This window comes from Aliidongia dinghuensis (assembly GCF_014643535.1).
Lineage (GTDB): Bacteria > Pseudomonadota > Alphaproteobacteria > ATCC43930 > CGMCC-115725 > Aliidongia > Aliidongia dinghuensis.
In genome coordinates this window covers 51,823-74,673 of sequence record NZ_BMJQ01000014.1, presented here as the reverse complement: position 1 = coordinate 74,673, position 22,851 = coordinate 51,823, and the positions used below count along the sequence as shown (strand labels likewise).

General features: G+C 68.3%; 18 protein-coding genes and 1 riboswitch. Of the genes, 7 read left to right on the top strand and 11 right to left on the bottom strand.

What is annotated here, in order from left to right; all coding sequences use genetic code 11:
• Positions 1–195: 195 nt before the first annotated feature.
• The 3 genes from IEY58_RS24245 to IEY58_RS24235 all read right to left on the bottom strand — a co-directional run bounded on the left by IEY58_RS24245 (position 196) and on the right by IEY58_RS24235 (position 5,459).
• Positions 196–1,827: a diguanylate cyclase gene (locus IEY58_RS24245; RefSeq protein ID WP_189050613.1), complete on the bottom strand. Its 1,632-nt coding sequence runs from the start codon at positions 1,825–1,827 to the stop codon at positions 196–198.
• Positions 1,811–2,218 carry a response regulator gene (locus IEY58_RS24240; RefSeq protein ID WP_189050611.1) on the bottom strand — a complete coding sequence of 136 codons (408 nt, stop codon included), beginning with the start codon at positions 2,216–2,218 and terminating at the stop codon, positions 1,811–1,813. The genes IEY58_RS24245 and IEY58_RS24240 overlap by 17 nt, the downstream gene beginning before the upstream one ends.
• Before the next feature lie 79 nt (positions 2,219–2,297).
• A complete protein-coding gene (locus IEY58_RS24235; protein ID WP_189050609.1) occupies positions 2,298–5,459 on the bottom strand; it encodes a response regulator in 3,162 nt (1,053 codons plus the stop codon).
• A 220-nt stretch (positions 5,460–5,679) separates the two neighbouring features.
• Here IEY58_RS24235 and IEY58_RS24230 point away from each other — a divergent pair, with 220 nt between their 5' ends.
• Both IEY58_RS24230 and IEY58_RS24225 read left to right on the top strand, forming a co-directional pair.
• A complete protein-coding gene (locus tag IEY58_RS24230; RefSeq protein WP_189050607.1) occupies positions 5,680–7,083 on the top strand; it encodes a sigma-54-dependent transcriptional regulator in 1,404 nt (467 codons plus the stop codon).
• A 113-nt stretch (positions 7,084–7,196) separates the two neighbouring features.
• Entirely contained in the window at positions 7,197–8,156 is a 960-nt protein-coding gene (locus tag IEY58_RS24225) for a GDP-L-fucose synthase family protein (protein WP_189050605.1), read from the top strand.
• Positions 8,157–8,183: 27 nt separating this feature from the next.
• Here the strand turns inward: IEY58_RS24225 and IEY58_RS24220 are convergent, their stop codons facing one another.
• Both IEY58_RS24220 and IEY58_RS24215 read right to left on the bottom strand, forming a co-directional pair.
• A complete protein-coding gene (locus tag IEY58_RS24220; protein WP_189050603.1) occupies positions 8,184–8,768 on the bottom strand; it encodes a PAS domain-containing protein in 585 nt (194 codons plus the stop codon).
• Positions 8,765–10,156 carry a cation diffusion facilitator family transporter gene (locus tag IEY58_RS24215; protein WP_189050601.1) on the bottom strand — a complete coding sequence of 464 codons (1,392 nt, stop codon included), beginning with the start codon at positions 10,154–10,156 and terminating at the stop codon, positions 8,765–8,767. The genes IEY58_RS24220 and IEY58_RS24215 overlap by 4 nt, the downstream gene beginning before the upstream one ends.
• Positions 10,157–10,237: 81 nt before the next feature.
• Positions 10,238–10,376: riboswitch (yybP-ykoY riboswitch) on the bottom strand.
• 10 nt (positions 10,377–10,386) lie between these two features.
• On the opposite strand from IEY58_RS24215, the gene IEY58_RS24210 reads away from it, so the two are divergent.
• Both IEY58_RS24210 and IEY58_RS24205 read left to right on the top strand, forming a co-directional pair.
• Positions 10,387–10,539 (top strand): hypothetical protein, encoded by a 153-nt coding sequence (locus IEY58_RS24210; protein WP_189050599.1) that lies wholly within the window; start codon positions 10,387–10,389, stop codon positions 10,537–10,539.
• Between the two features lie 57 nt (positions 10,540–10,596).
• Positions 10,597–11,805, top strand: coding sequence for a fumarylacetoacetate hydrolase family protein (locus IEY58_RS24205; protein ID WP_229743921.1), 1,209 nt, complete (start codon positions 10,597–10,599; stop codon positions 11,803–11,805).
• Positions 11,806–11,815: 10 nt separating this feature from the next.
• Here IEY58_RS24205 and IEY58_RS24200 read toward each other — a convergent pair whose 3' ends face one another.
• On the bottom strand, positions 11,816–14,221 hold the full coding sequence (locus IEY58_RS24200) for a bifunctional diguanylate cyclase/phosphodiesterase (RefSeq protein ID WP_189050596.1): 2,406 nt from the start codon (positions 14,219–14,221) through the stop codon (positions 11,816–11,818).
• A gap of 80 nt (positions 14,222–14,301) precedes the next feature.
• Here IEY58_RS24200 and IEY58_RS24195 point away from each other — a divergent pair, with 80 nt between their 5' ends.
• Positions 14,302–14,562 (top strand): hypothetical protein, encoded by a 261-nt coding sequence (locus IEY58_RS24195; RefSeq protein WP_189050595.1) that lies wholly within the window; start codon positions 14,302–14,304, stop codon positions 14,560–14,562.
• On the top strand, positions 14,559–15,305 hold the full coding sequence (locus IEY58_RS24190) for an Imm52 family immunity protein (protein ID WP_189050594.1): 747 nt from the start codon (positions 14,559–14,561) through the stop codon (positions 15,303–15,305). The genes IEY58_RS24195 and IEY58_RS24190 overlap by 4 nt, the downstream gene beginning before the upstream one ends.
• A gap of 12 nt (positions 15,306–15,317) precedes the next feature.
• Here IEY58_RS24190 and IEY58_RS24185 read toward each other — a convergent pair whose 3' ends face one another.
• From IEY58_RS24185 to IEY58_RS24165, 5 genes are read right to left on the bottom strand one after another with little or no spacing between them, the layout of a single operon-like run.
• On the bottom strand, positions 15,318–16,205 hold the full coding sequence (locus IEY58_RS24185) for an ABC transporter permease (RefSeq protein ID WP_189050593.1): 888 nt from the start codon (positions 16,203–16,205) through the stop codon (positions 15,318–15,320).
• Positions 16,202–17,143: an ABC transporter permease gene (locus IEY58_RS24180; RefSeq protein WP_189050592.1), complete on the bottom strand. Its 942-nt coding sequence runs from the start codon at positions 17,141–17,143 to the stop codon at positions 16,202–16,204. Before IEY58_RS24180 ends, IEY58_RS24185 begins: the two co-directional genes overlap by 4 nt.
• Before the next feature lie 12 nt (positions 17,144–17,155).
• Complete coding sequence (locus IEY58_RS24175) at positions 17,156–18,667, bottom strand: ABC transporter substrate-binding protein (RefSeq protein ID WP_189050591.1); 1,512 nt, start codon at positions 18,665–18,667, stop codon at positions 17,156–17,158.
• 14 nt (positions 18,668–18,681) lie between these two features.
• Entirely contained in the window at positions 18,682–19,740 is a 1,059-nt protein-coding gene (locus tag IEY58_RS24170; RefSeq protein ID WP_189050590.1) for an ABC transporter ATP-binding protein, read from the bottom strand.
• Positions 19,737–20,708 (bottom strand): ABC transporter ATP-binding protein, encoded by a 972-nt coding sequence (locus IEY58_RS24165; RefSeq protein ID WP_456057530.1) that lies wholly within the window; start codon positions 20,706–20,708, stop codon positions 19,737–19,739. Before IEY58_RS24165 ends, IEY58_RS24170 begins: the two co-directional genes overlap by 4 nt.
• Before the next feature lie 270 nt (positions 20,709–20,978).
• On the opposite strand from IEY58_RS24165, the gene IEY58_RS24160 reads away from it, so the two are divergent.
• Positions 20,979–22,811, top strand: coding sequence for a gamma-glutamyltransferase family protein (locus IEY58_RS24160; protein ID WP_189050587.1), 1,833 nt, complete (start codon positions 20,979–20,981; stop codon positions 22,809–22,811).
• Positions 22,812–22,851 lie beyond the last annotated feature (40 nt).

Below are 22,851 nucleotides of genomic sequence, written 5' to 3'. Positions count from 1 at the left end.
ACGAAAGCCAAGGGTTGACGAGGACCGGCTCCTGCATCAAAGGGTGGTAAGAAAACCACCGTTTCTCTGCCCAGGTCGTTCAGATCGGTTTCGTTCAATCCCTAGAGTCCACAGCTCCTAGGGCGCGGTCGCTTTGGCTGGAACCAGCCAATGCGTGAATCGCACTCTAAATATTTGATTGGAGCCGGATCGCGATCAGTCCTCTTCGAGCCGGATCGCGCCTTCGCCCGCCTTTTTCGCTTCGAAGAGCGCCAATTCCGCTGCGCGGGTCAGCTCGGCCGGGGGACGGCCGACACGGGCCGCCGCGATGCCGGTGCTGAAGGTCGCTGTCGCCGCCACGTCCGAGCCGCCGTGGGTCATGCTGGCGAAGGCCAGGCGGATGCGGTCGAACAGGTCCTCGGCCATTTCGGCCTCGGTTTCTGGCAGCAGCACGGCAATGCGGTCGCCGCCGAACCGGCCGATGAGGTCGCTGCGCCGCAGGCGCCGGCGCAACAGCAGCGCCAGGCTCCGCAGGATGCCGTCGCCGACCGGATAGCCGTGGCGCTCGTTCAGGGCGCGGAACCGGTCGATATCCAGGATGGCGAGGCTGAGCGGCCGCTCCATCCGGCTGGCCCGCGCCACCTCGGCCTCGATCCGGCGGTCGAACACGCGATGGGTCATGAGCCCGGTCAGCGGGTCCTGCGCCACCAGGATGCTGAAGGTGCGCCGCTTCTCCGCGCGGGCGGCGACGGCGGCGCGCAGCCGTTTGGGCGGAACCGGCTTCACCATGAAATCGTCGGCGTCGGCGCTGGCCGATGACAATTGGCGCTCGACCTCGGCAGCGCTCGCCAGGAACAGGATGGGCAGGCCCGACCAGGCGGGAAACTGCCGGATGAGTGCCGCAAGCTCCATGCCCGTGCAGTCGGCGAGTGCTGCATCCAGAACGAGCATGTCGGGTGGGAAATCGGTCAGCGTTTCGAGAATGCGCATCGCTGAGGGGGCGACGCGCGTGCGCATGCCGACTGCTTCGAGCAAGGCCGCGGTCCGGTTGGCGTCGATCGAATCCGCGCCCAGCACCAGCACCCGATAGGGCGCCTGGTCGTCGAGCGTCGCCAGCTGATCGAGCCGGTTGACCAGTTCCGACACCTCGGCCGGCCAGGGCAGGAAAATCTCGATGCCGGCGCGGACCGCCGCAAGGCGCGTGCTCATGTCGCCGCGCCCGGCAAGCAGGACCGTCGGGATCCGGGGTTCGCGATCGGCGTTGAGCTGGGTGACCGCTGCGATCGCCCGGTCCGGGGCGCCGTCGCCGCTAGCATCGATCAGCACGACGACCGGCTCCAGCTCCGCCACCGCGATCATCAATGTCTCGGCGCTGACGAAGGCTTCGGGATGGTAGCCATACTGCCGCAGTTGCGCGATCAGTGCCGCGGCCCGGTCCGGGTTCTCGTCGAGCAGGTAGAGCGTCTTGGTGGCGCGGCCCGGCCGGCGGGGGGCCGCGACCTGGGCGCTCGCCTTGTCGACGGCGCCGGCTGCAGCAAGGGTGTCGGCCGCCTCGCGGATCGCGCGCTTCTGGTCGGCCGACGGCTCGTCCGCCTGGGCCAACGACTGGGCGATGAGGCGCTCGAGCCGGGCGGCGCGCGCCGACAGCTCGGTGAAACCGAACGTCCCGGCGGAACCCTTGATGCTGTGGGCGAGCAGCCGCAGATCAGCGGCGATATCGGTCGGCCAGGCGCCGTTCACGCGCGGCTGCAGCGCCACGACGCGCGCGAGGCGCTGCGGCAACTCCTGGACGAAATTGTCGCGCAGGACGGCAAGCCTGCGCTGTAGATCCTCAACTGTCCCAGCCATGATGACGCATCCAGATCTCCGAGACAGTCTGCGCCACCGTCATCGGATCGAACGGTTTGGCGAGCACGTCGAGCGCGCCGAGTTCCAGAAGCGCCTGGACCTCCGAGCGCTGCGCCTTGGCCGTGAAAAACACGATCGGCACCGTCTTCAAAGCCTCGAACTGCCGGAGGGCCTCGAAAGTTTCCGGGCCGTCCATGTGCGGCATCATGACATCGAGCAGGATGAGATCGGGCTTGAAGCTCGGGGCCTCGGCAAGTGCCGACATTCCAGACTCGCAGGCGCGGACGGTAAAACCGCCCATCACCTCGAGCGCGATCTTGGCGACCTCGCGGATGTCGGGCTCGTCGTCGACGTAGAGGATGCGACTGAGCGGGGGAAAGCGCTCGGTCACGAGGCGCCGCCAATGGGCGGTGGGTGAGTTCGATCGGCCATCGGCGATACCTGTCCCCTGCCATTCACCTGCCGGTTGATCATGCCGACGTCGAGCTTTCCGAATTATGAAGAGGATCACTTGCCAAAGCAGGGCGCACTTGGTGGCCGCCGGCCAGCAGCGCCTCGATATGGTCGAGGAGTTCCGCGTTGCTGGTCACGGACTTGAGCAGCACGTCGGCGACCGCGCGTGACCTCGCGGGATCCGGCGCCTGGGCCGAGAAGATCAGCACCGGCGTCAGCCGATGGACCCTGTGCTCGGCGAGGTACGCCAGCAGCTCATAGCCGGTGCCGTCCGGCAGCCCCAGGTCGAGGATGATGAGGTCGAACTGCTCGCGTTCCAGGAGTGCTGCCGCCTCGCGCCGGGTATGGACGCTCGTCATTTCGGCCCGGTTGCCGACCAGGTGCTGCAGCACCGCCGACAGGTCTTCATCGTCCTCGACATGGAGGATGTTCGCCTTGCCGGCGCCCACCGGCCGCATTGCGCCTGCGAGCGCCTGGGTCAGCCGGTGCGGATTGATCGGCTTGCCGATCCAGTCGAGGATGCCGAGCACGCTGCCGTTGACCTCGGCATGGGCCTCCTCGGCCCGGGCGGAGACGACGATCACCGGCAGATTGGCGGTTTCCGGCGCCGCGCGCAGCCCGCGCAGCACCGCGATGCCATCGCCATCGGGCAGCAGCAGGTCGAGGATCAGCGTGTCGAACGGCTCCTCGGTCAGCGCCTCCTTGAGCGCCGCCGCGGTGTGAACGATGCGGGCGCTCGACCCGCGGCGCTGGATCATGTCGCCGATCATATCGGCGAACATCGGATCGTCCTCGCACACGAGCACGCGCCGCGGCAGGGGCGGCGCCGCCGTCCCGGTGGACAGCGTGGTTGCGTGCAGGTCGAAATAGAACGTCGTCCCCTGGCCTTCGGCCGTGTCGAAGCCGATCCTGCCATCGAACCGCTCGACGATTGCCTTGGCGATCGACAGGCCGAGGCCGGTTCCGCCTTTGGCCCGGCGATCGGAGCTGTCGGCCTGGGTGAAGCGCGAGAACAGGCGCTCGCGGAATGCCTTCGGGATGCCGTCGCCGTGGTCGCTGACGAAGATCCGGACCTCGTTCCCGTGCAGCCCTCCCTGCGTGCCCTCGTGTGACCGGGCACCGATCTCGACCTGGCCGCCCTCCGGCGAATATTTGATCGCGTTCGAGACGAGGTTGTTGACCACCTGAATGAAGCGGTCGGCGTCGACCTCGATCTCGAGGTCGGGGTCGAGCTCGATCAGCTTCAGATGGACGCCGCGCGGCAGGCCGTAGCCCCGGTTCGCCTCGACCGCCTGGCGCAGCAGCGGCATCAGCGCCTGCGGCTTCAGGTCGAACTCCATATGGCCTTGCTCGATCTTCTCGATATCGAGGATGTCGTTGATGAGCCGGGTCAGGCGCTGGCAATTGCTGTTGGCGATGTCGACGAGCCGCCGCGCGCCCTCGGGCAGCGCGCCCATGGCGCCGCCGGCGACCAGGCCGAGCGAACCCTGGATCGAGGTCAAGGGCGTGCGCAGCTCGTGGCTCACGGTCGAGACGAAGGCGCGCTTCGCGAGATCGGCTTGCTTCCATTCGGTCGAATCGAGGATGAGGCCGTCCCAGACCGTCTCGCCGTTGTCGCCCGGCCGGGGAAAGGACAGGAAGCGCAGCCACTTGGCGCCGGCGTTGCCTTCCTGGGCGGTCGGACGGAACTCGAACAGGACCTGCTCCTGCCGCTCGGACGAGCGGGCGAGGGCGGTGACGAACGCGCCGCGCTCGCCGGCCGGCATCAGGTCGAAGATCGCATCGTCGATGCCGACCAGGCTTTCGGGCGTCCGGCCGATCAGCTCGCGCAGGCCCTCGCTGATGTAGGAAATGACCAATGGCCCCTGCGGCCGACCGGCCAGCCGGAGGATCGCGCCGGGCAGGTTGGCGGTGACCGACCTCAGGCGGCTTTCGCTCGCCGCGAGCGCGATCTCGCGCTCGGAAATGGTGCCGACGAAGAATTCGAGCGCCCGCGCCATGTCGGCGATTTCGTCGCTGCCGCTGATATCGATCGCGGCGGGTTCGCCCGCGACATGGGTCCGCATCGTCTCGCGCAAGCGGCGCAGGCGGTCGATCACGCTGCGGCGGATATAGATCAGGATGGCAAGGGCGGCGAGGATGCAGAGCGCGGTCAGCGCGAAGATCCGGTGGATCTGCCGATGCGTCAGTTCCGAGATGGCGCCGCTCGTATCCAGGATGTCCTGCTCGATGTCGTCGGCCACCTTGGCCGCGGCGGCATCGAACCGGTCGGCGAAGACCTTGTTGGCGGCGAGCGCCGACTGGATGGCCCGCGTCGTGTCGAGGTAGCTGGCGCGAGAGGCGAGCAGCCCTTTATCGCCGAGCACCATGTTGCCGAGCGCCGTCTGCCAGGCGGCGGCCGGTTCGCGGATCGGCGCCGGCAGGTTGGCGACGAGGGTGGTGCCGGTCTCGAGCTGCCGTTCGATCGACCGGCGCATCGTCTCGAGCGCCGGGACCTGGGTGGCGTCGGCCGCCGTCAGCAGGGCGGCGATCGTCTGGCCGGCATTGAAGCGCCAGGCGTCGAAAGTGCGCGCTGCGGCCTCGTGGGCGGCGAGGTTCTGGGCAAATGCGTCGAGCTGCCGCTTGTCCATGCCGCGGGCGATGAGCGCCTGCAGCTTGGCGCTGGGCGCCCCGTCCGATCCTGGGTCCTCGGGGCCTTGGAGCGACCGGAGCTGCTCGGCGAGGGCGCCCAGGTCGCGGAGCTGGCCGCTCACCCGCTGCTCGAGATCGAGCTTACGCTCGACCGCGTGATCGAGCAGCGTGAGATTCTCGAACAGGCTGGTCCTGAGCTGCGTCAGCATCTCGAACCGGTCGCCGCCGACGCCCTTGGCCTTGAGGCGCTTGATGAACTCGTCGAGGGCCGTCACCTGGTCGACGATCCTGAGTGCCAGCGTGCGGCGCGCGAACTGGTTATCGGCGACCACGAGCGCCGGGGCCGAGGCGACGATCGACTGCGCCTGTTGCGAGAGCTGCGAGGCGGCGCCGATGACCGGCAAGTCGACCGTTGCGATCTGGTCGAAATCGCGGCGCAGGTGGGCAAAGGACAGGAAGGCGATCGAGCCGACAAAGACCGTGAGCCCGGCAAGCAGCATCAAGCCGAGTGTCAGACGTGCTGCAATTTTAAGGTGCAGGATGCCCATACGTCGTTCCCGGTCCGCGCGTATCGATGGCAACCCTGGGCCGTCAGTTCGGACCAATCCGCCAGGGACTATGACAGGCGACGGCGATTCCTGCCAGAGATTGAACGCTGCTCGGCGATTCTCGAAAAGATTAGGAGAGGGTGTCGCAGAGGCGGGCCCTTGACCGACGCCCGGCCGAGTGATCTTTTCTATTGAACGCGCGACGAAAACGGGGTGTGCCATGTCGAGCGAGACCGACAATCGCCCGCAGGTGCTTCTCGTCGAGGACGACCCGACGCTATCGCGACTCTACCAGGCCTATCTCGAGCGGGCAGGCGTCGAACCGTTGCACGGAGGGACTATCGCCGAGGCGCGGGCGATCCTGGCCAATATACGTCCTTCGGTAGTGCTGCTTGACCTGCATCTGCCCGACGGCCACGGGTTCGAGGTGATGGAGGCGCTCAAGGACGCCAACTGCGACGCGCCGGTCATCGTCGTGACGTCGGGCGGCTCGATCTCGTCCGCCGTCGAGTCGATGCGGGCCGGCGCCTATGACTTCCTGGTGAAGCCGTTCAGCCCCGAGCGGCTGCAGGTGACACTGACGAACGCGCTCGAGCTCCGGCGCCTGAAACGGATCGAGCGCACGCTCGCGTCCGATGCGGCAGCCGAAGGTTTCGAGAATTTCATCGGCGTGTCGCCGGCGATGCAGGCGGTCTATCGCACGCTCCGCGACGCGGCGCCGTCCAAGGCGGCGATCTTCGTGACCGGCGAGAGCGGGACGGGCAAGGAGCTCGCCGCGGAGGCGATCCATCGCCTGAGCCCGCGCAGCCATGGGCCGTTCGTGGCGCTCAACTGCAGCGCCATGCCGCGCGACCTGGTCGAGAGCGAACTGTTCGGCCATGTGAAGGGCGCCTTCACCGGTGCGCACATGGCGCGCGAGGGCTCGGCCGCGCGGGCCGACGGCGGCACGATGTTCCTGGACGAAATCGGCGAGATGGACCAGCCGCTGCAGGCAAAGCTGCTGCGCTTCATCCAGACCGGGACCTACCAGCCGGTCGGCAGCGATGCGGTCCGCAAGGTCGACGTGCGCTTCGTCTGCGCCACCAACCGGGATCCGGTCGAAGAGATCAGGGGCGGCCGGTTCCGCGAGGATCTCTACTACCGCCTGAACGTCGTGCCGATCCAGATGCCGGCGCTGCGCGAGCGCGGGACCGACATCATCCTGATCGCCCGCTACTATCTGAACCAGTACGCGGCGGAGGAGGGTAAATCCTTCGACGGCTTCGATCCCGAGGCCGAGCGCCTGCTCATGACCTATCCCTGGCCCGGCAATGTCCGGCAGCTGGCGAACGTCGTCCGCAATGTCGTGGTCCTCTCGGCGGGCGGTGTTGCAACTGCGGCGATGTTGCCGCCGGTCGTGCGCGACACGGTGCCGCCCCGGCCGGCGGTCTTCACGGCCGCGCCGGCGGCGCCGGTCCGCGCAATCCGGCCGATGGCGGTGATCGAGCGTGAGGCGATCGAGGCCGCCTTGGCGGAGGCTGGCGGCAATGTCGGGCGCGCGGCGGCCCTTTTGGAAATCGATGCGTCCACCATCTATCGCAAGAAGCGGGAGTGGGCGAAGCCCGATAGTCTAGCCGTCCGGTAAACACATTGGTGAGCCTGGGCCCGTATGTTAATCAGCTGCCCCGGCTAAGCGCGCAGCAGCGTGACGGCCAGGGCCTCGATCGAGACGCTTGAAGCGACGGGACGGCGCGCAAGATGGACGGTTTGGACTTTTCGCTCGCCGGCAAACGGATCGCGGTCGCGGGGCATCGCGGCATGGTCGGCCGGGCGCTGGTGCGGCGGTTGGGCCGCGTCGACTGCGAGATCCTGGGGCTCGGACGGGCCGAGGCGGACCTCGCCAACCAGGCGGACACTTTCGCGTGGCTCGAGCGCCATCGCCCGGACGTGGTCGTCGTCGCGGCGGCCAAGGTCGGCGGCATCCTCGCCAACAGCCGGCACCCGGCGACCTTCCTCTACGACAATCTGGCGATCGAGACGAACCTGGTCGAAGGCGCGCGCCGGGCCGGCGTCGCGAAGCTCTTGCTGCTGGGCTCGACCTGTATCTATCCGAAGCTGGCGCCGCAGCCGATCCCCGAGGACTCGCTCCTGACGGGGCCGCTCGAGCCGACCAACGAGTGGTACGCCATCGCCAAGATCGCCGGGGTCAAGCTGTGCCAGGCCTATCGCCGGCAATACGGGCTCAACTTCATTTCGGCGATGCCGACCAATCTCTACGGGCCGTTCGACAATTTCGACCTCGAAACGAGCCATGTGCTGGCGGCCTTGATCGCCAAGGCGCACCGGGCGCGTGAGACCGGTGCCGGGACGCTGGCGCTCTGGGGCACCGGCACGCCCCGGCGCGAGTTCCTGCATGTCGACGATTTGGCCGACGCCTGCGTGTTCCTGCTCGAGCACTATGGCGACGAAGCGCCGATCAACATCGGCTTTGGCAGTGATGTGACGATCAACGAGCTGGCCGAGCTCGTGGCGCGGACGGTCGGCTGGCAGGGGCGTTTCGTCCATGAGCTCGACAAGCCCGACGGCACGCCGCGCAAGCTGGTCGACAGCACGAAGCTCACGGCGCTCGGCTGGCGGCCCTCGATCCCGCTCGAAGATGGTGTCCGCGCGACCTGCGATTGGTATCGCGCCCATCTGGCTGCCCATCTGGCCGGCTGAGCGGCGGGCGAGCCGGCCGTCGCGGCTTCAGTTGCGGAGCGGCAATCCGTCGAGGCCGATCGGCACGATCGCGACCAGGAAGCGGCAGACCTCGTCCGCGTCGTCGACGAGCGGCAGGATGATTCGCTCCCACGCGGTCGTCGTGACCGAAACCGCCGGCCCGTAGTGGGACCAGACCGGTTCGCGGCGCTCGATCGCCGCGCGATAGAGCGCTGTCGAGAACTCCCGGATATAGGGGGACGCCGGGTGCTCGGACAGGCGCCGGCGTGTCATGTCGAACCCGGAGACCGAGCCGAGGATCGAGCCGAACAGCCGGTAGACGAAGTCCTGACCGCCGTCGACGGCGTCCACCAGCATGAGGTAGCCGAGCGCTGGGGCGAGTGCCACCGGGTCGACGAGGCTGGTCTTCGGGCGGCCGAGCCTGGCCAGGGCCTCAGTCCAGTGGTCGAACGCGAAGCGCAACGGCTTCGGGTGGAGCTCGTCGGCCTCCGGCCGCCATTTGATCGACGGTCCCCGCGCACCGTCGGCCTCGAAGACTTGGCGGATCTCGGCGGTGTCGCCGGCGAGCAGCAGGGCGCGCCAGCGCTCGATGCGGGCTTGATCGATGCTCATGCCGGCTCCGTCAGTGCGGGGGTCGTGGGCGGTTCCGCGTGCACGATGATGCGGCGGACGCCCGCGATCTGCCGTCGGATCTTCTGTTCGAGCTCCGAGACCGCGTCATGGGCGTCCTCGACCGAGGTGTCCGGCGGGACGTGGCAATGCAGCGACAAATAGAGCCCGACCTCGGTCGCGCGCACGCGGATATCGTGGGCATCGATCAGGAGCGGCGTCGCTTCGGCCAGCGCCTCGATCTCGTCGCGGATACGCCGGAAGTCGGCCCAGGGCAGCTCCATGCCGACGATCGCGTCCATCTGCAGCGGTTCGATATGACTCTCGACCTCGATCTCGTCGCCCAGTTCATGGCGGATGCCGCGCTCGAGCGCCGAGGCTGTGACATGAGCGTCCGCCATGCTTTGCCGCCCGTCGACCTCCAGGTCGAAGCTGACCGAAATCCGGTCGCCCACATGCTGCACCGTCACGTGATGGACGGGCACACCCTGGGTCGCCGCGATGACCTGGACCCGGTCGAGGATGGTTTCGTCATCGAGCGCCAGCGGCCGCGTCATGACCAGCACGTCGGCGCCCGGCAAGTCCTGGCGGATGCGGCTGGTGACCTCCTCCTTGATCTCGGCGACGCGGTCGAGCGGCAGGGTGCGGCTGACGGCGATCTCCAGATCGACGAAGACCGAGCTGCCGCGCGGCCCGCCGCGCACGCGCTCGATCCGGCTCACGCCAGGCATGCCCTGGATCGCGTTGCGCACGGTCGCATCGATGCCCTCGGGCGCCGTATCGATCAGCGTCTCGATGGTCTCGCGGCCGAGCCGATAGCCGGCGCGCAGCACGAAGATCGCGACGCCGATGGCGGCGACCGGGTCGCCCAGCGGATATCCCAGCTGCACCAGCCCAAGACCCAGGATGACGACGCCGGAGCTGTAGATGTCGGCGTGGAAATGCAGTGCGTCCGCCTCGAGCGCCGGGCTGTTCGTCTCGCGCGCGACCTGCCGGAGCTTCCGCGAACGGAAGAAGTCGACGACCATGGACAGCGCCATGACGCCGACCGCGGTCCAGCTCGGCTCGACCTCGGCGCCGCCGTGGAGGATGCGGCCCCCCGCCGCCGCGATGATCCAGGCGCTGGTCGCGAACAGGAGCGCCGTCTCGCCCAGCGCCGCGATGCTCTCGACCTTGCCGTGCCCGTAGGGATGGTCCTTGTCGGGCGGCTTGTCGCCGATCCGGATCGCAATGAAGGTCAGCACCGTGCTGGCGCAGTCGAGCGCCGAGTGCGCGGCCTCTGACAGGATGCCGAGGCTGCCGGTCAGGATGCCTACGGTGAGCTTGAGGGCGGTCAGGAGCCCGCTCGCCAGAATGGAGGTGAACGCGACGGTTTCTTTCGCGCTGGCCATGAACGATTCTCGGGGGTCGAGAAGCAGCACGGCCGGCATCCGGCATCCCCTGACCCTAGAAGGGGCGCCTCCGGCCTGCTGGTCTCGTCAATCCGTCGCCCGGCACATTCGGCCGATCGAGAGATGCGCACGCCACGGGGCCATCCCCGAGAATGTTGACGTGCGCCCCTGGCCACTTGGGCGTGGCCGAGGGCGACTACTCCCCAAACATGCCCTGGGAGATACCGTTGTTGCGCCGCACATTCAAGGTTGGCGACGGAAATCCCACGCATGCCGCGGATGCAACCGGCTCACTCTTTGATCGCTCGCGATCGTTTTTGTCTATCATGATGATGGTGTCGATCGAAAAAATCTTTGAAACGCGGGCTCGCCCGGCGCTGTGAAGCACGCTAGCTTCACCGGCAATCATCAGACAAATGGACCGATTGGGAGCGACGCTCATGACGAAGACGCTGTTCGATCACTATACGCCCGCCGACGATTTCGCCGCCGGGACCTGGGTCGGTAGAGCCTTGGTGCCGGGTGCCGGCGGCGGGCCGGCGGTCGTCGTGGTCGACGGCGGCGAGCTCGTCGACATCAGCCGCATGGCCGCGACCACGGCCGCGCTGTTCGAGCTGGACGACCCCGTCGGTTTCGTCCGGTCTGCAGTCCGCCAGGGCGTGCGGCTTGGCACGGTCGAGGCTGTGCTGCGCAACAGCGATGTGGCGGTGCGCGACCCGGCGCGGCCGTGGCTGCTGTCGCCGGTCGATTGCCAGGCGATCAAGGCCGCGGGCGTCACCTTCGCGGCCAGCATGGTCGAGCGCGTGGTCGAGGAGCAGGCCAAGGGCGATCCGGCTGCGGCCGATGCGATCCGCCAGGCGCTCGCCGACCGCATCGGCGCCGACCTGGGCTCGATCAAGCCGGGCTCGGAGACGGCATCGGCACTCAAGGCGGCGCTGGTCGAGCGCGGGCTCTGGTCGCAATACCTCGAGGTCGGCATCGGCCCGGATGCCGAGATTTTCACCAAGGCGCAGCCGCTTTCGTCGGTGGGTTTCGGCGCCGACATCGGCGTCCATCCGGCTTCGACCTGGAACAATCCGGAGCCTGAGATCGTCCTCGTCGTGTCGAGCAAGGGCCGTATCGTCGGCGCCACGCTCGGCAATGACGTCAATTTGCGCGACGTCGAGGGCCGGAGCGCGCTCCTTCTGTCCAAGGCCAAGGACAACAACGGCTCGACTGCGATCGGCCCGCTCGTGCGTCTGTTCGACGAGCGCTTCACGCTCGACGAGATCCGCACGACCGATGTGGCGCTCCGGGTCGAGGGCACCGACGGCTTCGTGCTCGACGGCCTGTCGTCGATGAACCGGATCAGCCGCGACCCGGCCGATCTCGTAGCCCAGACGGTGTCGGTCCATCATCAGTATCCGGACGGGTTCTGCCTGTTCCTCGGCACCATGTTCGCGCCGACGCAGGAGCGGGCCGGCGGGGGCGGCGGCTTCACCCACAAGCTCGATGATGTCGTCGTCATCCGCTCGCGCCACCTGGGCGCGCTCGTCAACCGGGTGCGTCACACGGACGAGGTGACGCCCTGGATCTTCGGCGTGCGGGCGCTCATGGCCAATCTCGCGGCCCGCGGGCTGAGCGGCCCAGCCGTGACGCCGACGCTCTGAAGCGGCGGTCTCACTCGGCGGCGGCGGTTTCGGCGTCCGTCATCAGCTGGGTGAGATCCCGCGCCGGGACGGGGCGGCCGAGGAGGAAGCCCTGGACCTGGTCGCACTGTTCCGACTGCAGGAGTGCCAGCTGCTCCGGGGTTTCGACGCCCTCGGCGATGACCGTGATGCGGAGCGAGCGGCCGAGTGCGATGACCGAGCGGACGATCGCCATCGAGTCGGCGTTGCGCCCCATCTCCCAGACGAAGGAGCGGTCGATCTTGATCTTGTCGAACGGGAAGCGCTGCAGGTAGCTCAAGCTCGAATAGCCCGTGCCGAAATCGTCGAGCGACACGCGGATGCCGGCGGACTTGAGCAGGCTGAGCGTCGCCAGTGTGTGTTCCGTATCCTCGATCAGCACGCCCTCGGTAATCTCGAGCTCGAGCCGCTCGGGCGCCAGGCCGGTCTGCTCGACGATGGTCAGGATCTTGTGCGCCAGGTCGGCATGGCGGAACTGGACCGGCGACAGGTTGATCGCGATGCGCTGGTCGCCCGGCCATTTTGCCGCCTCGCGGCAGGCGGTCCGCATGACCCATTCGCCGAGTTGGATGATGAGGCCGCTCTCCTCGGCAACCGGGATGAACTCGGAGGGCGGTACCTGGCCGCGTTCAGGATGGCGCCAGCGCACCAGCGCCTCGAAGCCGAGCAGCGCCTCGGAGTTGCACTCGACGAGCGGCTGGTAGTGGACCTCGAGCTGACCCTCGGCGAGCGCCTGGCGCAGGTCGCGCTCGAGCAGGCGGCGTTCCTGCAGGCGCGTGTCCATCTCCGGCTCGAAGAAGCGGTAGGTGCCGCGGCCGGCCGCCTTGGCGCGATAGAGCGCGGTATCGGCGGCGCGCACCAGCTCCTCGCCCGATTCTGAATCGCCCGGATAGAGCGCCACGCCGATGCTGGTGCCGATGATGACCTGCTGCTCGTCGAGATCGAACGGCTGGCCGATCAGCTCGACCAGGCGGTCGGCCAGGATCGCCGGGCCGTCCGGGTGGGTGACGCCGATCTGGATGATTGCGAACTCGTCGCCGCTGAGCCGCGCCACCGTGTCGTGCGCGCGCACGCTGTTGTTGAGATGGCGAGCGACCTGCTGCAGCAGCGCGTCGCCGGCGGCGTGGCCCATCAGGTCGTTGACGTTCTTGAAGCGGTCGAGGTCGAGGCAATGGACGGCGACGGTCGTGCCGTTGCGCTTGGCGAGCGACACAGCCTGCTCCAGCCGGTCGTGGAACAGTGTCCGGTTCGGCAGCCCGGTCAGCGCGTCGTGATGCGCCATGTGGCGGATCCGCGCCTCGGCCTCGCGGCGTTCGCGGATGTCGCGCACGGCGACGACGCGGGCCGTGCCGGTTCCGAACGGAATCGTCTGGGCCAGGATTTCGACCGGGATCGTCCGGCCGTTGGCATCGCAGAGATCGATCTCCTGGGTTTCGGTGCTTTCGGCCGCGATGCGCTCTCGGACGAGCTCATGGTTGGCCGGCGCCACGACTTCCCAGATCTGCTGCCCGACGAGCTGGTCGAGCGGCCGGTCGAGCAGGGTGCACATGGCCAGGTTCGCGTCGACGATCTCGCCCTCGATATGGATGACGATGCCTTCGAAGGTCGCATCGGCCAGCTGGCGGAAGCGCTGCTCGCTCGCCCGGAGCCGCTCGGCCTCGCGCATCGAGCGGCTTGCCAGATGCTGATCGACGGTCGATCCGACCAGGCCCAGCGCCAGGATGAGGATGGTCACTGCCGTCACGGCGGTCGCAAGCCAGAACGGCGCGATCGTCGCCTCCGGCACCGGCAGGGAGGCATCCGGTACGATCACGACCGCGCTCATGCCGGTGAAATGCATGGCGCAGATGGCGAGCGTCAGCAGGAGGGCGCCCGCAACGCGATGGCGGAAGTCGCGGCGGGCGAAGCCTGCCATGGTCGCAACGCCGCCCATGAGGGTGCCGACGATGAGCGACGCACTGAGCGGCCCGAGATTGTAGGTGAGCACGCCCGGCAGGCGCACCGCCCACATGCCGGTGTAATGCATGGCGCCGATGCCGGCGCCGGTGACGAACCCACCCAGGAGCCGCAGGTCGAGGCGCTGCGACATCGCGATGCCGAGCCCGACGCCGGAGATGAGGACGGCGATGATGATCGACAGGATCGTCCGGTCGACCATGTAGCTAACCGGCAGGTCCGGCTCGAACGCCAGCATGGCGATGAAATGCGTCGCCCAGACGCCGCTGCCGGTGGCGACGGCGGCCGTCGTGATCCAGGCGGCCCGGCCGCGCGGCGGCGCCTCCTGGGCGCGCCCGACCAGCGTGAACGCCGTGTAGGTCGCCAAGACGCAGATGAAGGCGGCCAACGCCACGAGGCGCAGGTCGTGCTGCTGGGTGATGCAGGCAAGAACTTGAAGCATGCCGAGGAGGTTACGGACCGACCCGTGAAGGCCTGGTAAACGCCCGGCTGAATATTTGCGCCGGCAAGGATGCGCGAAAGTTGCGCGACCGGGGAGCCGAGGCCGCCGCCTGCCTTACAAAATGTTCCTTAAATGTTCTTGATCGATTTTGCGGTATCGTGCAACTCTCGCGCGTAAATTTGAACGATCGGAGGGGCGAAGCGTGTCGGGCGGCGCTTCATCTCGCTTTCGCCGGCCTGCCCAAACTCGACTATGCGCGCGAGGTTTTCAGCAAGGAGGAGAACAAAGATCTGAAGAACATCCAGGTTGTCTACACCCCCCTGGTCGGAGGATACGAATGACGACGAAGAATTTTACGGCAAGGTGTTCATGGGGAGCGCGAGCCGACGATCCGGCGAAGCTTGCGGAGTATCTGCGGCGCAACGCCGAGGCGTTCAGTGCGCTCGGCCCCATGCTTCGATCCTGGTGGGTCGCGGACAGCCTCTACGAATATGACTTTGTGCCGCTCGTTCACGCTCGGCACAGCCTCGCCGCCATCGTCGAGCATGGTGTCCAATGCGACGACGAAAACGAGCCGGAACCGTTGGGCGGCTACCGTTGCACCCTTGCGAACAGCCCGAAGGCCTCGCCGACCAGCGTGGGCCTGGCGATGCACGGCGGGGTGCCGAAAGGGGAGCGGTTCTTCGGTAATGGTTGCGTGCTCACAACCGCCTATGGCGTCGTTCCTGATCCGGCCTTGATCGCCTATCCTCTGTTCAAATCCATGATGATGGCGATGGTCAAGACCTGGGGCGCCTCGTGCGCGACCGCCTTCTCGAACGAGCTTTCGGCGAGGTGGCAGCGGGCTAAGCGAGACAACGAGCCGGTGTTTGATCCGTCCTGGATGACCTATCTCTCGGCACCGATGCTGGCCTTGGTCGACCCGCCTGAGGGTGTGCTGTGTGAGCCGACGCCGGATGGCGGTCTGCTGATGATCGCGGCGGAAGAGACCTTCGACGCGAACAACCCCGAACATATGGCGGCCGCCTGGGCGATCTGCGATGCGGTGGCGCCGATCACCATGTCGGAATTTTTTCAATGGTAGGTCGCAGCGTGCTCAATCCCGAGGGTCGAGCGCGTCGCGCAGGCCATCGCCCAGCATGTTGAAGGCGAGGACGACGACGAAGATCGCGGCACCCGGCGAGAGTGCCATCCAGGGCGCCTGGTTGAGGAAGCCCTTGGCCACGTTCAGCATGCTGCCCCAGCTCGGCTGCGGCGGCTGCTGGCCGAGGCCGAGGAAACTCAGGCTTGCCTCGGCGATGATCGCGGCGGCGATGGTGAGCGTCGCCTGGACCAGGATCGGCGGCAGCACGTTCGGCAGGATATGGCGAACCGCGATGCGGAGTGGCGGATTGCCGAGCGCGCGTGCCGCCTCGACATAGTCCTCGACCTTGGCCGCGATGACCTGGCCGCGGGTCAGCCGCACGAACACCGGCGTTGCCGAGATGCCGATCGCCATCATGGCGTTGGTGAGGCTCGGGCCAAGGAACGTCGCGAGCGCGATCGCCAGGATCAGGAACGGGATCGCCAGCATCGCATCGGTCAAGCGCATCAGGAGCGCCTCGGTCCAGCCGCCGACATAGCCGGCGGCGAGGCCCATGGGCACGCCCAGCACCAGCGCCAGGCCGACCGAGATGCAGCCGGCCGAGAGCGAGGCGCGGGCGCCCCAGATGATGCGGGCCAGCATGTCGCGGCCGAGCTCGTCGGTGCCGAGCCAATGGGCGGCCGACGGCGCCTTGCGCACGGCCGCCCAGTTGCCGGCGATCGGATCATAGGGCGAGAGCAGCGGGGCCAGGATGGCGAGGACCAGGAACAGGACCACGACGATGCCGCCGACGATGGTCGCCTTGCGCCGGCCGAGCCGCCAGAAGAAGCGCTTCAACTCGCGGGCCCAGGGGCCCGGCTCCGCCTTGGCCGGGCGAAGGGCGACGGTCTGGTCGGTCATGCCCTGAGCCTCGGGTTGATCGCGGCATAGAGCAGGTCGGCCGCCAGGTTGAGCAGGATGTAGAAGCTGGCGGTGCACAGCACGACGCCCTGGACGACCGCGTAGTCGCGATTGAACACGGCGTCGACCACCAGCTTGCCGAAGCCCGGGATGGTGAAGACCTGCTCGGTCAGCACGGCACCCGACAGGAGCTGGCCGAACTCGAGCGCCCCCAGCGTGATGACGGGCCCGAGCGCGTTCCTGAGCCCGTGTTTCAGGATCACGACCCGCTCGCTCAGGCCCTTGGCACGCGCCGTGCGGACATAGTCCGAGCGCATGACCTGCAGCATGGCGCTGCGGGTATGGCGCATGAACACGGCCGCAATCGCGTTGCCGAGCACGAAGGCCGGCATGATGAGCGTCGAGAGGTTGCCCCACAGGCTCTCGGTGGGGCTGACGAACCCCGAGGCCGGCAGCCAGCCCAGATGCACCGAGAACAGCAGGATCAGCAGGATGCCGAGCCAGAAGTTCGGCGTGGAGAGGCCCCAGAGTGCGACGACATTGGCGGCGATGTCCCAGGCGGTGCCGCGTTTCACCGCGGCGACGATGCCGGCCGGGATGCCGATCACGACCGCGACCAGCATGGCGAGCACGGTGAGCTCGGCGGTCACCGGCAGCTTTTCCAGCACCAGGTCGGCGACCGGCCGCTGGATGCGGATCGATTCGCCGAGATCGCCCTTGAGCACGCCGCCGACCCAGTAGACGTAGCGGACCGGCAGCGGCTCATCCAGGTGGTAGCGGTGGCGCAAGAACTGGATCACCTGGGGATCGCGCTCCTCGCCGGCGAGCGCCAGCGCCGGGTCGCCCGGCAGCAGCTGCTGGAGCGCGAAGATCAGCATCGACACGAAGATGACGGTCGGTACCAGAATGCCCAGGCGACGGAGGATGAAGCGGCGCATCGGCGGCGCGTCCTAGCCCTTGGTCACGTCGCCGAGCCGGATGATGCCGTCCGGATAGGGCGTGAAGCCGTGGAGCTTGTTCGAGAGCGCCCAGAGCCACTTCTGGTGATAGAGATAGATGATCGGCAACTCGCGGTCTGTGATCCCGGTCACCTTGTCGTAGGCGGCTTTGCGCTGGGCGAAGTCCGACGCCGTGCGGGCCGTGTTCAGCGCCGCGTCGACCTCCTTGTTGCAATATTTGCCGTCGTTGAGCGCACCGTCGCAGCTGACGAAGCTGAAGATGTTGCCGTCCGGGTCGGTCCGGCCGCTCCAGGCCAGCACCAGCGCCTCGAGCTCGCCCTTCTGCGAGGCGGCAAGCGCGCTCGCGAATTCCATCGCCTGCAGCTGCACGTCGAAGCCGGCCTCGGCCGCCATCGACTGGATGACCTGGCCGGTCTGCATCAGCGTCGGCGTGTTCGGCACGGTCAGGTGGATGGTCGGATGCGGCTGGCCGGCGGCGGCCAGCAGCGCCTTCGCCTTGGCGACGTCGCGCGCCGGCGCCGGCCGGTCGAGATGGAACGGGCTCGCCGGGCCGGTCCATTGGTCGTCGGCGATGAAGAAGCCGTTATAGACGACCTGGACCAGCGCCTGGCGGTCGATCGCGAGCGAGAAGGCCTGGCGCACGCGCTCGTCGGATCCGATCGGCGTCTTCGACTTCGGGCCGTTCGCGACGTTGATCGTGATGCCCTGGTAGCCGAGCTCGCCGATCGACGCGGTCGTGAGCTTCGGGTTCGACTTGATGTCGTCGAGGTCGGTCGGCGCCACGCGCTCGATCATGTCGAGGTCGCCCGACTTCAGGTTGGCGAGCCTGACGGCGGAGTCCGGGATCGGCAGGAACGTAACCTTGTCGATCTTGACATGGCCCTTGTTCCAATAGTCCGGGAACCTCTCCAGCACGATGCGGTCCTGCGGCACGCGCTCGACGAACTTGAACGGGCCGGCGCAGACCGGGTGGCTCGCGAAAGCGGCGGCACCGGCCTCGGCCGCCTTCGGCGACACGATCATGCCGGCGCGGTCGGACAGCACGGCGAGGAGCGGGGCGAACGGCGCCGAGAGATTGATCCTCACGATCGACGGGTCGACGACCTCGACGCCGGTGACGCCGGTGAGCTCGCTCTTGCGGGTCGAGCCCGGCAGCGTCAGGTGGCGCTCGAGCGAATATTTGACCGCGGCCGCGTCCATCTTCGTGCCGTCCTGGAACAGCACGCCGTCGCGCAGCTTGATCATAAGGCTCTTCTGGTCGGCCGACCATTCGTAGCCCGTGGCGAGCTGCGGCACGATCTTGAGGTCGGGCGTGATGTCGAACAGCTTGTCGCACATGGAGGCGAACACAACCCGGCCAACGAAGGTGCGGCTGATGGTCGGGTCGAGCACATCGGGATCGTCCTGCAGGCCGATGCGCAGCTGCTGCGCCAGGGCCTGGCCCTGGTCGAGGAACCCCACGATGGCGAGGGCGATCAATCCCGATCGGATCGTTCGACGCATGATGTGCTTTCCCTTCAATCCGCGGCCGCCGGCCGCTCGGTCTGGAACCGCGCCTGCAGGCGCTTCAATCGTTCGGAGGTCTCGGGTTCGGCCGGTGCCGGCGGCGCCGGCGGCAGTTCCGGCCAGAGATGGCAGGCGGTGCCGTGGCCGGTACCGGCGGTCGACGATGATGTCAGGGCCGGTGTCTCGGTCCGGCAGCGCTCGACTGCATAGGGGCAGCGCGGATGGAAGGCGCAGCCCGTGGGCCGGTTGATCGGGCTCGGCGGCTCCCCCGCAAGCAGCGCGCGGTCGCGCCGCGCCTGGGGATCAGCCGCCGGGATGGCCGAGAGCAGCGCCCGCGTATAGGGATGGCGCGGTGCGGCGAACAGCTGCGCCGCCGGGGCGAGCTCGACGATCCGGCCCAGATAGAGCACGGCCACGCGGTCGGCGATGTGCCGGACGACCGCGAGATCGTGCGAGATGAAGAGATAGGAGAGGCCGCGCGCCTTGCGCAGGTCGGCCAGCAGGTTGACGATCTGCGCCTGGATCGACACGTCGAGCGCCGAGACCGCCTCGTCGCACACGATGAGGCGCGGCTCGACCGCAAGCGCCCGGGCGATGCCGACGCGCTGACGCTGGCCGCCGGAGAATTCGTGCGGATAGCGCCGCGCCTGCTCGGGCAGCAGGCCGACCAGGCGCAGGAGGTCGGCGACCGCCGGCTCCACCGCCTTGCCTGTCGCCAGGCGGTGGAGCCTGAGCGGCTCGGCCAGCATCGCGCCCACGGTCATGCGCGGATTGAGCGAGCCATAAGGGTCCTGGAAGATGATCTGCATCTGCCGCCTGAGCGCCCTGAGCGCCCGCGGACCGAGCGCGCCCAGGTCCTGCCCGTCGATCTCGACCCGGCCGGCCGTAGGCTCGATCAGGCGCAAGATCAGCCGGCCGATCGTCGACTTGCCGCTGCCGGACTCGCCGACGAGCGCCAGCGTCTCGCCGGCGTTGAGCTCGAAGCCGACGTCCTCGACCGCCCGCACCATGCCGCCCGGTGTCGGGAAATGCTTGGTGAGGCCGGTTGCCCGGAGGAGGGGGGTACTCATGCCGCGTCCTCGAGCGGGGCACGCCAGCAGGCGGCCTGGTGGCCCGGCGCGACCACGGCGAGCGGCGGTGCCTCGGCGCGGCAGCGCTCGATGGCGAACGGGCAGCGCGGGTTGAACCGGCAGCCCGGCGGCGCGCTCAGCGGGCTTGGCACCGTGCCCTCGATGACGGCCAGCCGCTCGACCGTCCGGTCGAGCCGCGCCACGGCGCCCAGGAGGCCGATCGTGTAGGGGTGCTGCGGATCGGCGAACAGGCGATCGACCGGCGCTCGCTCGACCACGCGGCCGGCGTACATGACGGCAACCTCGTCGGCCAGTTCTGCGATCACGCCCAGATCGTGGGTAATGAGGATGATCGCCGTGCCGGTCTCGTCCCGGAGCCGGCGCAGGAGGTCGAGGATCTGCGCCTGGATCGTGACGTCGAGGGCCGTCGTCGGCTCGTCCGCGATCAGGAGCTTCGGCCGGCAGGCGAGCGCCATGGCGATCACGACGCGCTGGCGCATGCCGCCCGACAGCCGGTGCGGATAGTCATGCACCCGCCGCTCCGGGCTCGGGATGCCGACGAGCCGCAGCAGTTGGATCGCTTCGTCGACTGCCGCGGCCCGCTTCAGGCCGCGATGGCGCACCAGCACTTCGCCGATCTGGTCGCCGATGGTGAAGGACGGATTGAGCGCGCTCATCGGCTCCTGGAAGATCATCGACAGCTGATCGCCGCGCAGGTCGCGGAGCGCCTCGGGCGCCAGCGAAAGCAGGTCCTGGCCGTCGAACAGGATCTCGCCTCCGGCGACGCGCGCCGGCGGCTGCGCCAGGAGCCCCATGATGGCGAGCGAGGTGACGCTTTTGCCGCACCCCGACTCACCGACGATGCCGAGCGTCCGGCCGGGGCGGACGGAGAAAGACACGCCGTCGACCGGCCGCACCGTGCCGTGTTCCGTCGCGAACTCGACCGCGAGGTCGCGGACATCGATCAAGGGGCGGGTGGTTGATGAAGATTCGGGCACTTGCATCCGTTCGAGCGGCAGTTCTCGTCGTTGCCGGCATTATGGCCGAAGCAAGGAGAAGGTCGAGCGTATTGGGAGGTGCTACCGGCGCGGGCAGCGGTCGATGACGGCCGGAACGACAGCAAGCTTTGTGCCGTTCTGATAGATCGCATTCGCCTCTTTCGGCGCTCGACCGGGGCGATGGGTCACGGCATTGTTACCGGCGCAACTTCCTTCCCGATCCTTCCGACGAGGCGTTCCATGTTCACGACCCGCCCCGAAATCCGCGGCACCTTTGGTGTCGTGTCCTCGACCCATTGGCTGGCCTCGGGCGCGGGCATGGCGGTGCTGGAGCGGGGCGGCAACGCGTTCGACGCGGCCGTGGCGGCCGGTTTCGTGCTGCAGGTGGTCGAGCCGCACCTGAACGGCCCGCTGGGCGAGGTGCCGATCCTGGCGTGGAATGCCAAGCGCGGTGCTGCGCAGGCGATCTGCGGCCAGGGCACGGCGCCTGCTGCCGCCACGATCGAGGCGTTCCGCAACGACGGCTACGACATCATCCCGGGCAGCGGCCTCGTCGCCGCCACCGTACCGGGCTCGTTCGACGCCTGGATGAGCCTGCTGCTCGAGCACGGCACCTGGCGGCTCCGCGACGTCATGGATTTCGCGATCGGCTATGCTGAGACCGGCCATCCGCTGGTGCCGCGCATCAGCGCTGCCATCGGCACGGTGCGCGAGCTGTTCGAGACCCATTGGCCGACCTCGGCCGCGGTCTATCTGCCCCACGGCGACGTGCCGGCGCCCGGCCGGTTGTTCCGCAATCCGGCGCTGGCGCAGTTCTACCGGCGCCTCATCGAGGAAGCGGAGGCGGTCGGCTCCAATCGCGAGGCGCAGATCGAGCGGGCGCGCCGGGTCTGGAGCCAGGGTTTCGTTGCGGACGCGATCGACCGCTTCAGCCGCAAGAGCGAGCTCATGGACGGTGCCGGCAAGCGGCGCGCCGGCTTCATCACCGGCGAGGATATGGCGCGCTGGCGCGCCCGCGTCGAGAAGCCGGTGGCACTCGACCACCACGGCTGGACGGTGCTGAAGTGCGGGCCGTGGAGCCAGGGCCCAGTCATGCTGCAGGCGCTAGCCATGCTGGACGGCGACGACCTCAAGTCGCTCGATCCGAACGGGCCGGAATTCATCCATCTGGTGATCGAGGCGCTGAAGCTCGCCATGGCCGATCGCGAGGCCTGGTACGCCGACCCGGATTTCGTCGACGTGCCGCTGGCGGCCCTGCTGTCGCGCGAATACGCGGCGGAACGGCGGCGGCTGATCGGCGACGGCGCCTCGCACGAGCTCAGGCCCGGCCGGCCCGCCGGCCGCACGCCGGTCCTGCCGGCGCGGCCCGATCTCGCGAGCGCCCCCGTTGCAGCGCTGGGCGGCAGCGCCGGCGAGCCGACCATGGCGCGCCTCACCGGCGACAGGGCTGAACTGCAAACCGCGGCCGACGGCACGACGCGCGGCGACACCTGCCATGTCGATGTGATCGACCGCTGGGGCAACATGGTCGCCGCCACGCCGAGCGGCGGCTGGTTCCAGTCCTCGCCGGTCGTGCCGGAACTGGGCGTGTGCCTTGGCGTCCGCGGCCAGATGTTCTGGCTCGACCCGACCGTGCCGGGGGCACTCGCCCCGGGCAAGCGCCCGCGCACGACGCTGACGCCGTCGATGGCGCTCAAGGACGGCCAGCCGACGCTCGCGTTCGGCACACCCGGCGGCGATCAGCAGGACCAGTGGCAGACGCTGTTCTTCCTGCGCCATGCCCATCACGGGCTCAATCTGCAGGAGGCGATCGACGCGCCGTCCTGCCATAGCGACCATGTGACGAGCTCGTTCTGGCCGCGCCACGCCCAGCCCGGCTCGCTCACGCTCGAGCGGCGCTTTCCGGCCGCGACGATCGAGGCGCTCGCGCAAAAAGGCCATCGGGTCGAGGTCGGCGACGACTGGTCCGAAGGCCGGCTTTCGGCTTGTGCGATCGAGAGGGACGGCGACCAGCGGCTGCTCAAGGCCGGCGCCAATCCGCGTGGCATGCAGGGCTACGCCATGGGCCGCTGAGAGCGACACGCATTCGTAACTATCCCTTTGAGACGGCTAA

What these genes read in the sequence shown, in the direction of transcription:
- IEY58_RS24245 (WP_189050613.1), bottom strand. Translation starts at nt 1,827, where the DNA reads ATGGCTGGGACAGTTGAGGATCTACAGCGCAGGCTTGCCGTCCTGCGC.
- IEY58_RS24235 (WP_189050609.1), bottom strand. Translation starts at nt 5,459, where the DNA reads ATGGGCATCCTGCACCTTAAAATTGCAGCACGTCTGACACTCGGCTTG.
- IEY58_RS24230 (WP_189050607.1), top strand. Translation starts at nt 5,680, where the DNA reads ATGTCGAGCGAGACCGACAATCGCCCGCAGGTGCTTCTCGTCGAGGAC.
- IEY58_RS24225 (WP_189050605.1), top strand. Translation starts at nt 7,197, where the DNA reads ATGGACGGTTTGGACTTTTCGCTCGCCGGCAAACGGATCGCGGTCGCG.
- IEY58_RS24220 (WP_189050603.1), bottom strand. Translation starts at nt 8,768, where the DNA reads ATGAGCATCGATCAAGCCCGCATCGAGCGCTGGCGCGCCCTGCTGCTC.
- IEY58_RS24215 (WP_189050601.1), bottom strand. Translation starts at nt 10,156, where the DNA reads ATGGCCAGCGCGAAAGAAACCGTCGCGTTCACCTCCATTCTGGCGAGC.
- IEY58_RS24205 (WP_229743921.1), top strand. Translation starts at nt 10,597, where the DNA reads ATGACGAAGACGCTGTTCGATCACTATACGCCCGCCGACGATTTCGCC.
- IEY58_RS24200 (WP_189050596.1), bottom strand. Translation starts at nt 14,221, where the DNA reads ATGCTTCAAGTTCTTGCCTGCATCACCCAGCAGCACGACCTGCGCCTC.
- IEY58_RS24190 (WP_189050594.1), top strand. Translation starts at nt 14,559, where the DNA reads ATGACGACGAAGAATTTTACGGCAAGGTGTTCATGGGGAGCGCGAGCC.
- IEY58_RS24185 (WP_189050593.1), bottom strand. Translation starts at nt 16,205, where the DNA reads ATGACCGACCAGACCGTCGCCCTTCGCCCGGCCAAGGCGGAGCCGGGC.
- IEY58_RS24180 (WP_189050592.1), bottom strand. Translation starts at nt 17,143, where the DNA reads ATGCGCCGCTTCATCCTCCGTCGCCTGGGCATTCTGGTACCGACCGTC.
- IEY58_RS24175 (WP_189050591.1), bottom strand. Translation starts at nt 18,667, where the DNA reads ATGCGTCGAACGATCCGATCGGGATTGATCGCCCTCGCCATCGTGGGG.
- IEY58_RS24170 (WP_189050590.1), bottom strand. Translation starts at nt 19,740, where the DNA reads ATGAGTACCCCCCTCCTCCGGGCAACCGGCCTCACCAAGCATTTCCCG.
- IEY58_RS24160 (WP_189050587.1), top strand. Translation starts at nt 20,979, where the DNA reads ATGTTCACGACCCGCCCCGAAATCCGCGGCACCTTTGGTGTCGTGTCC.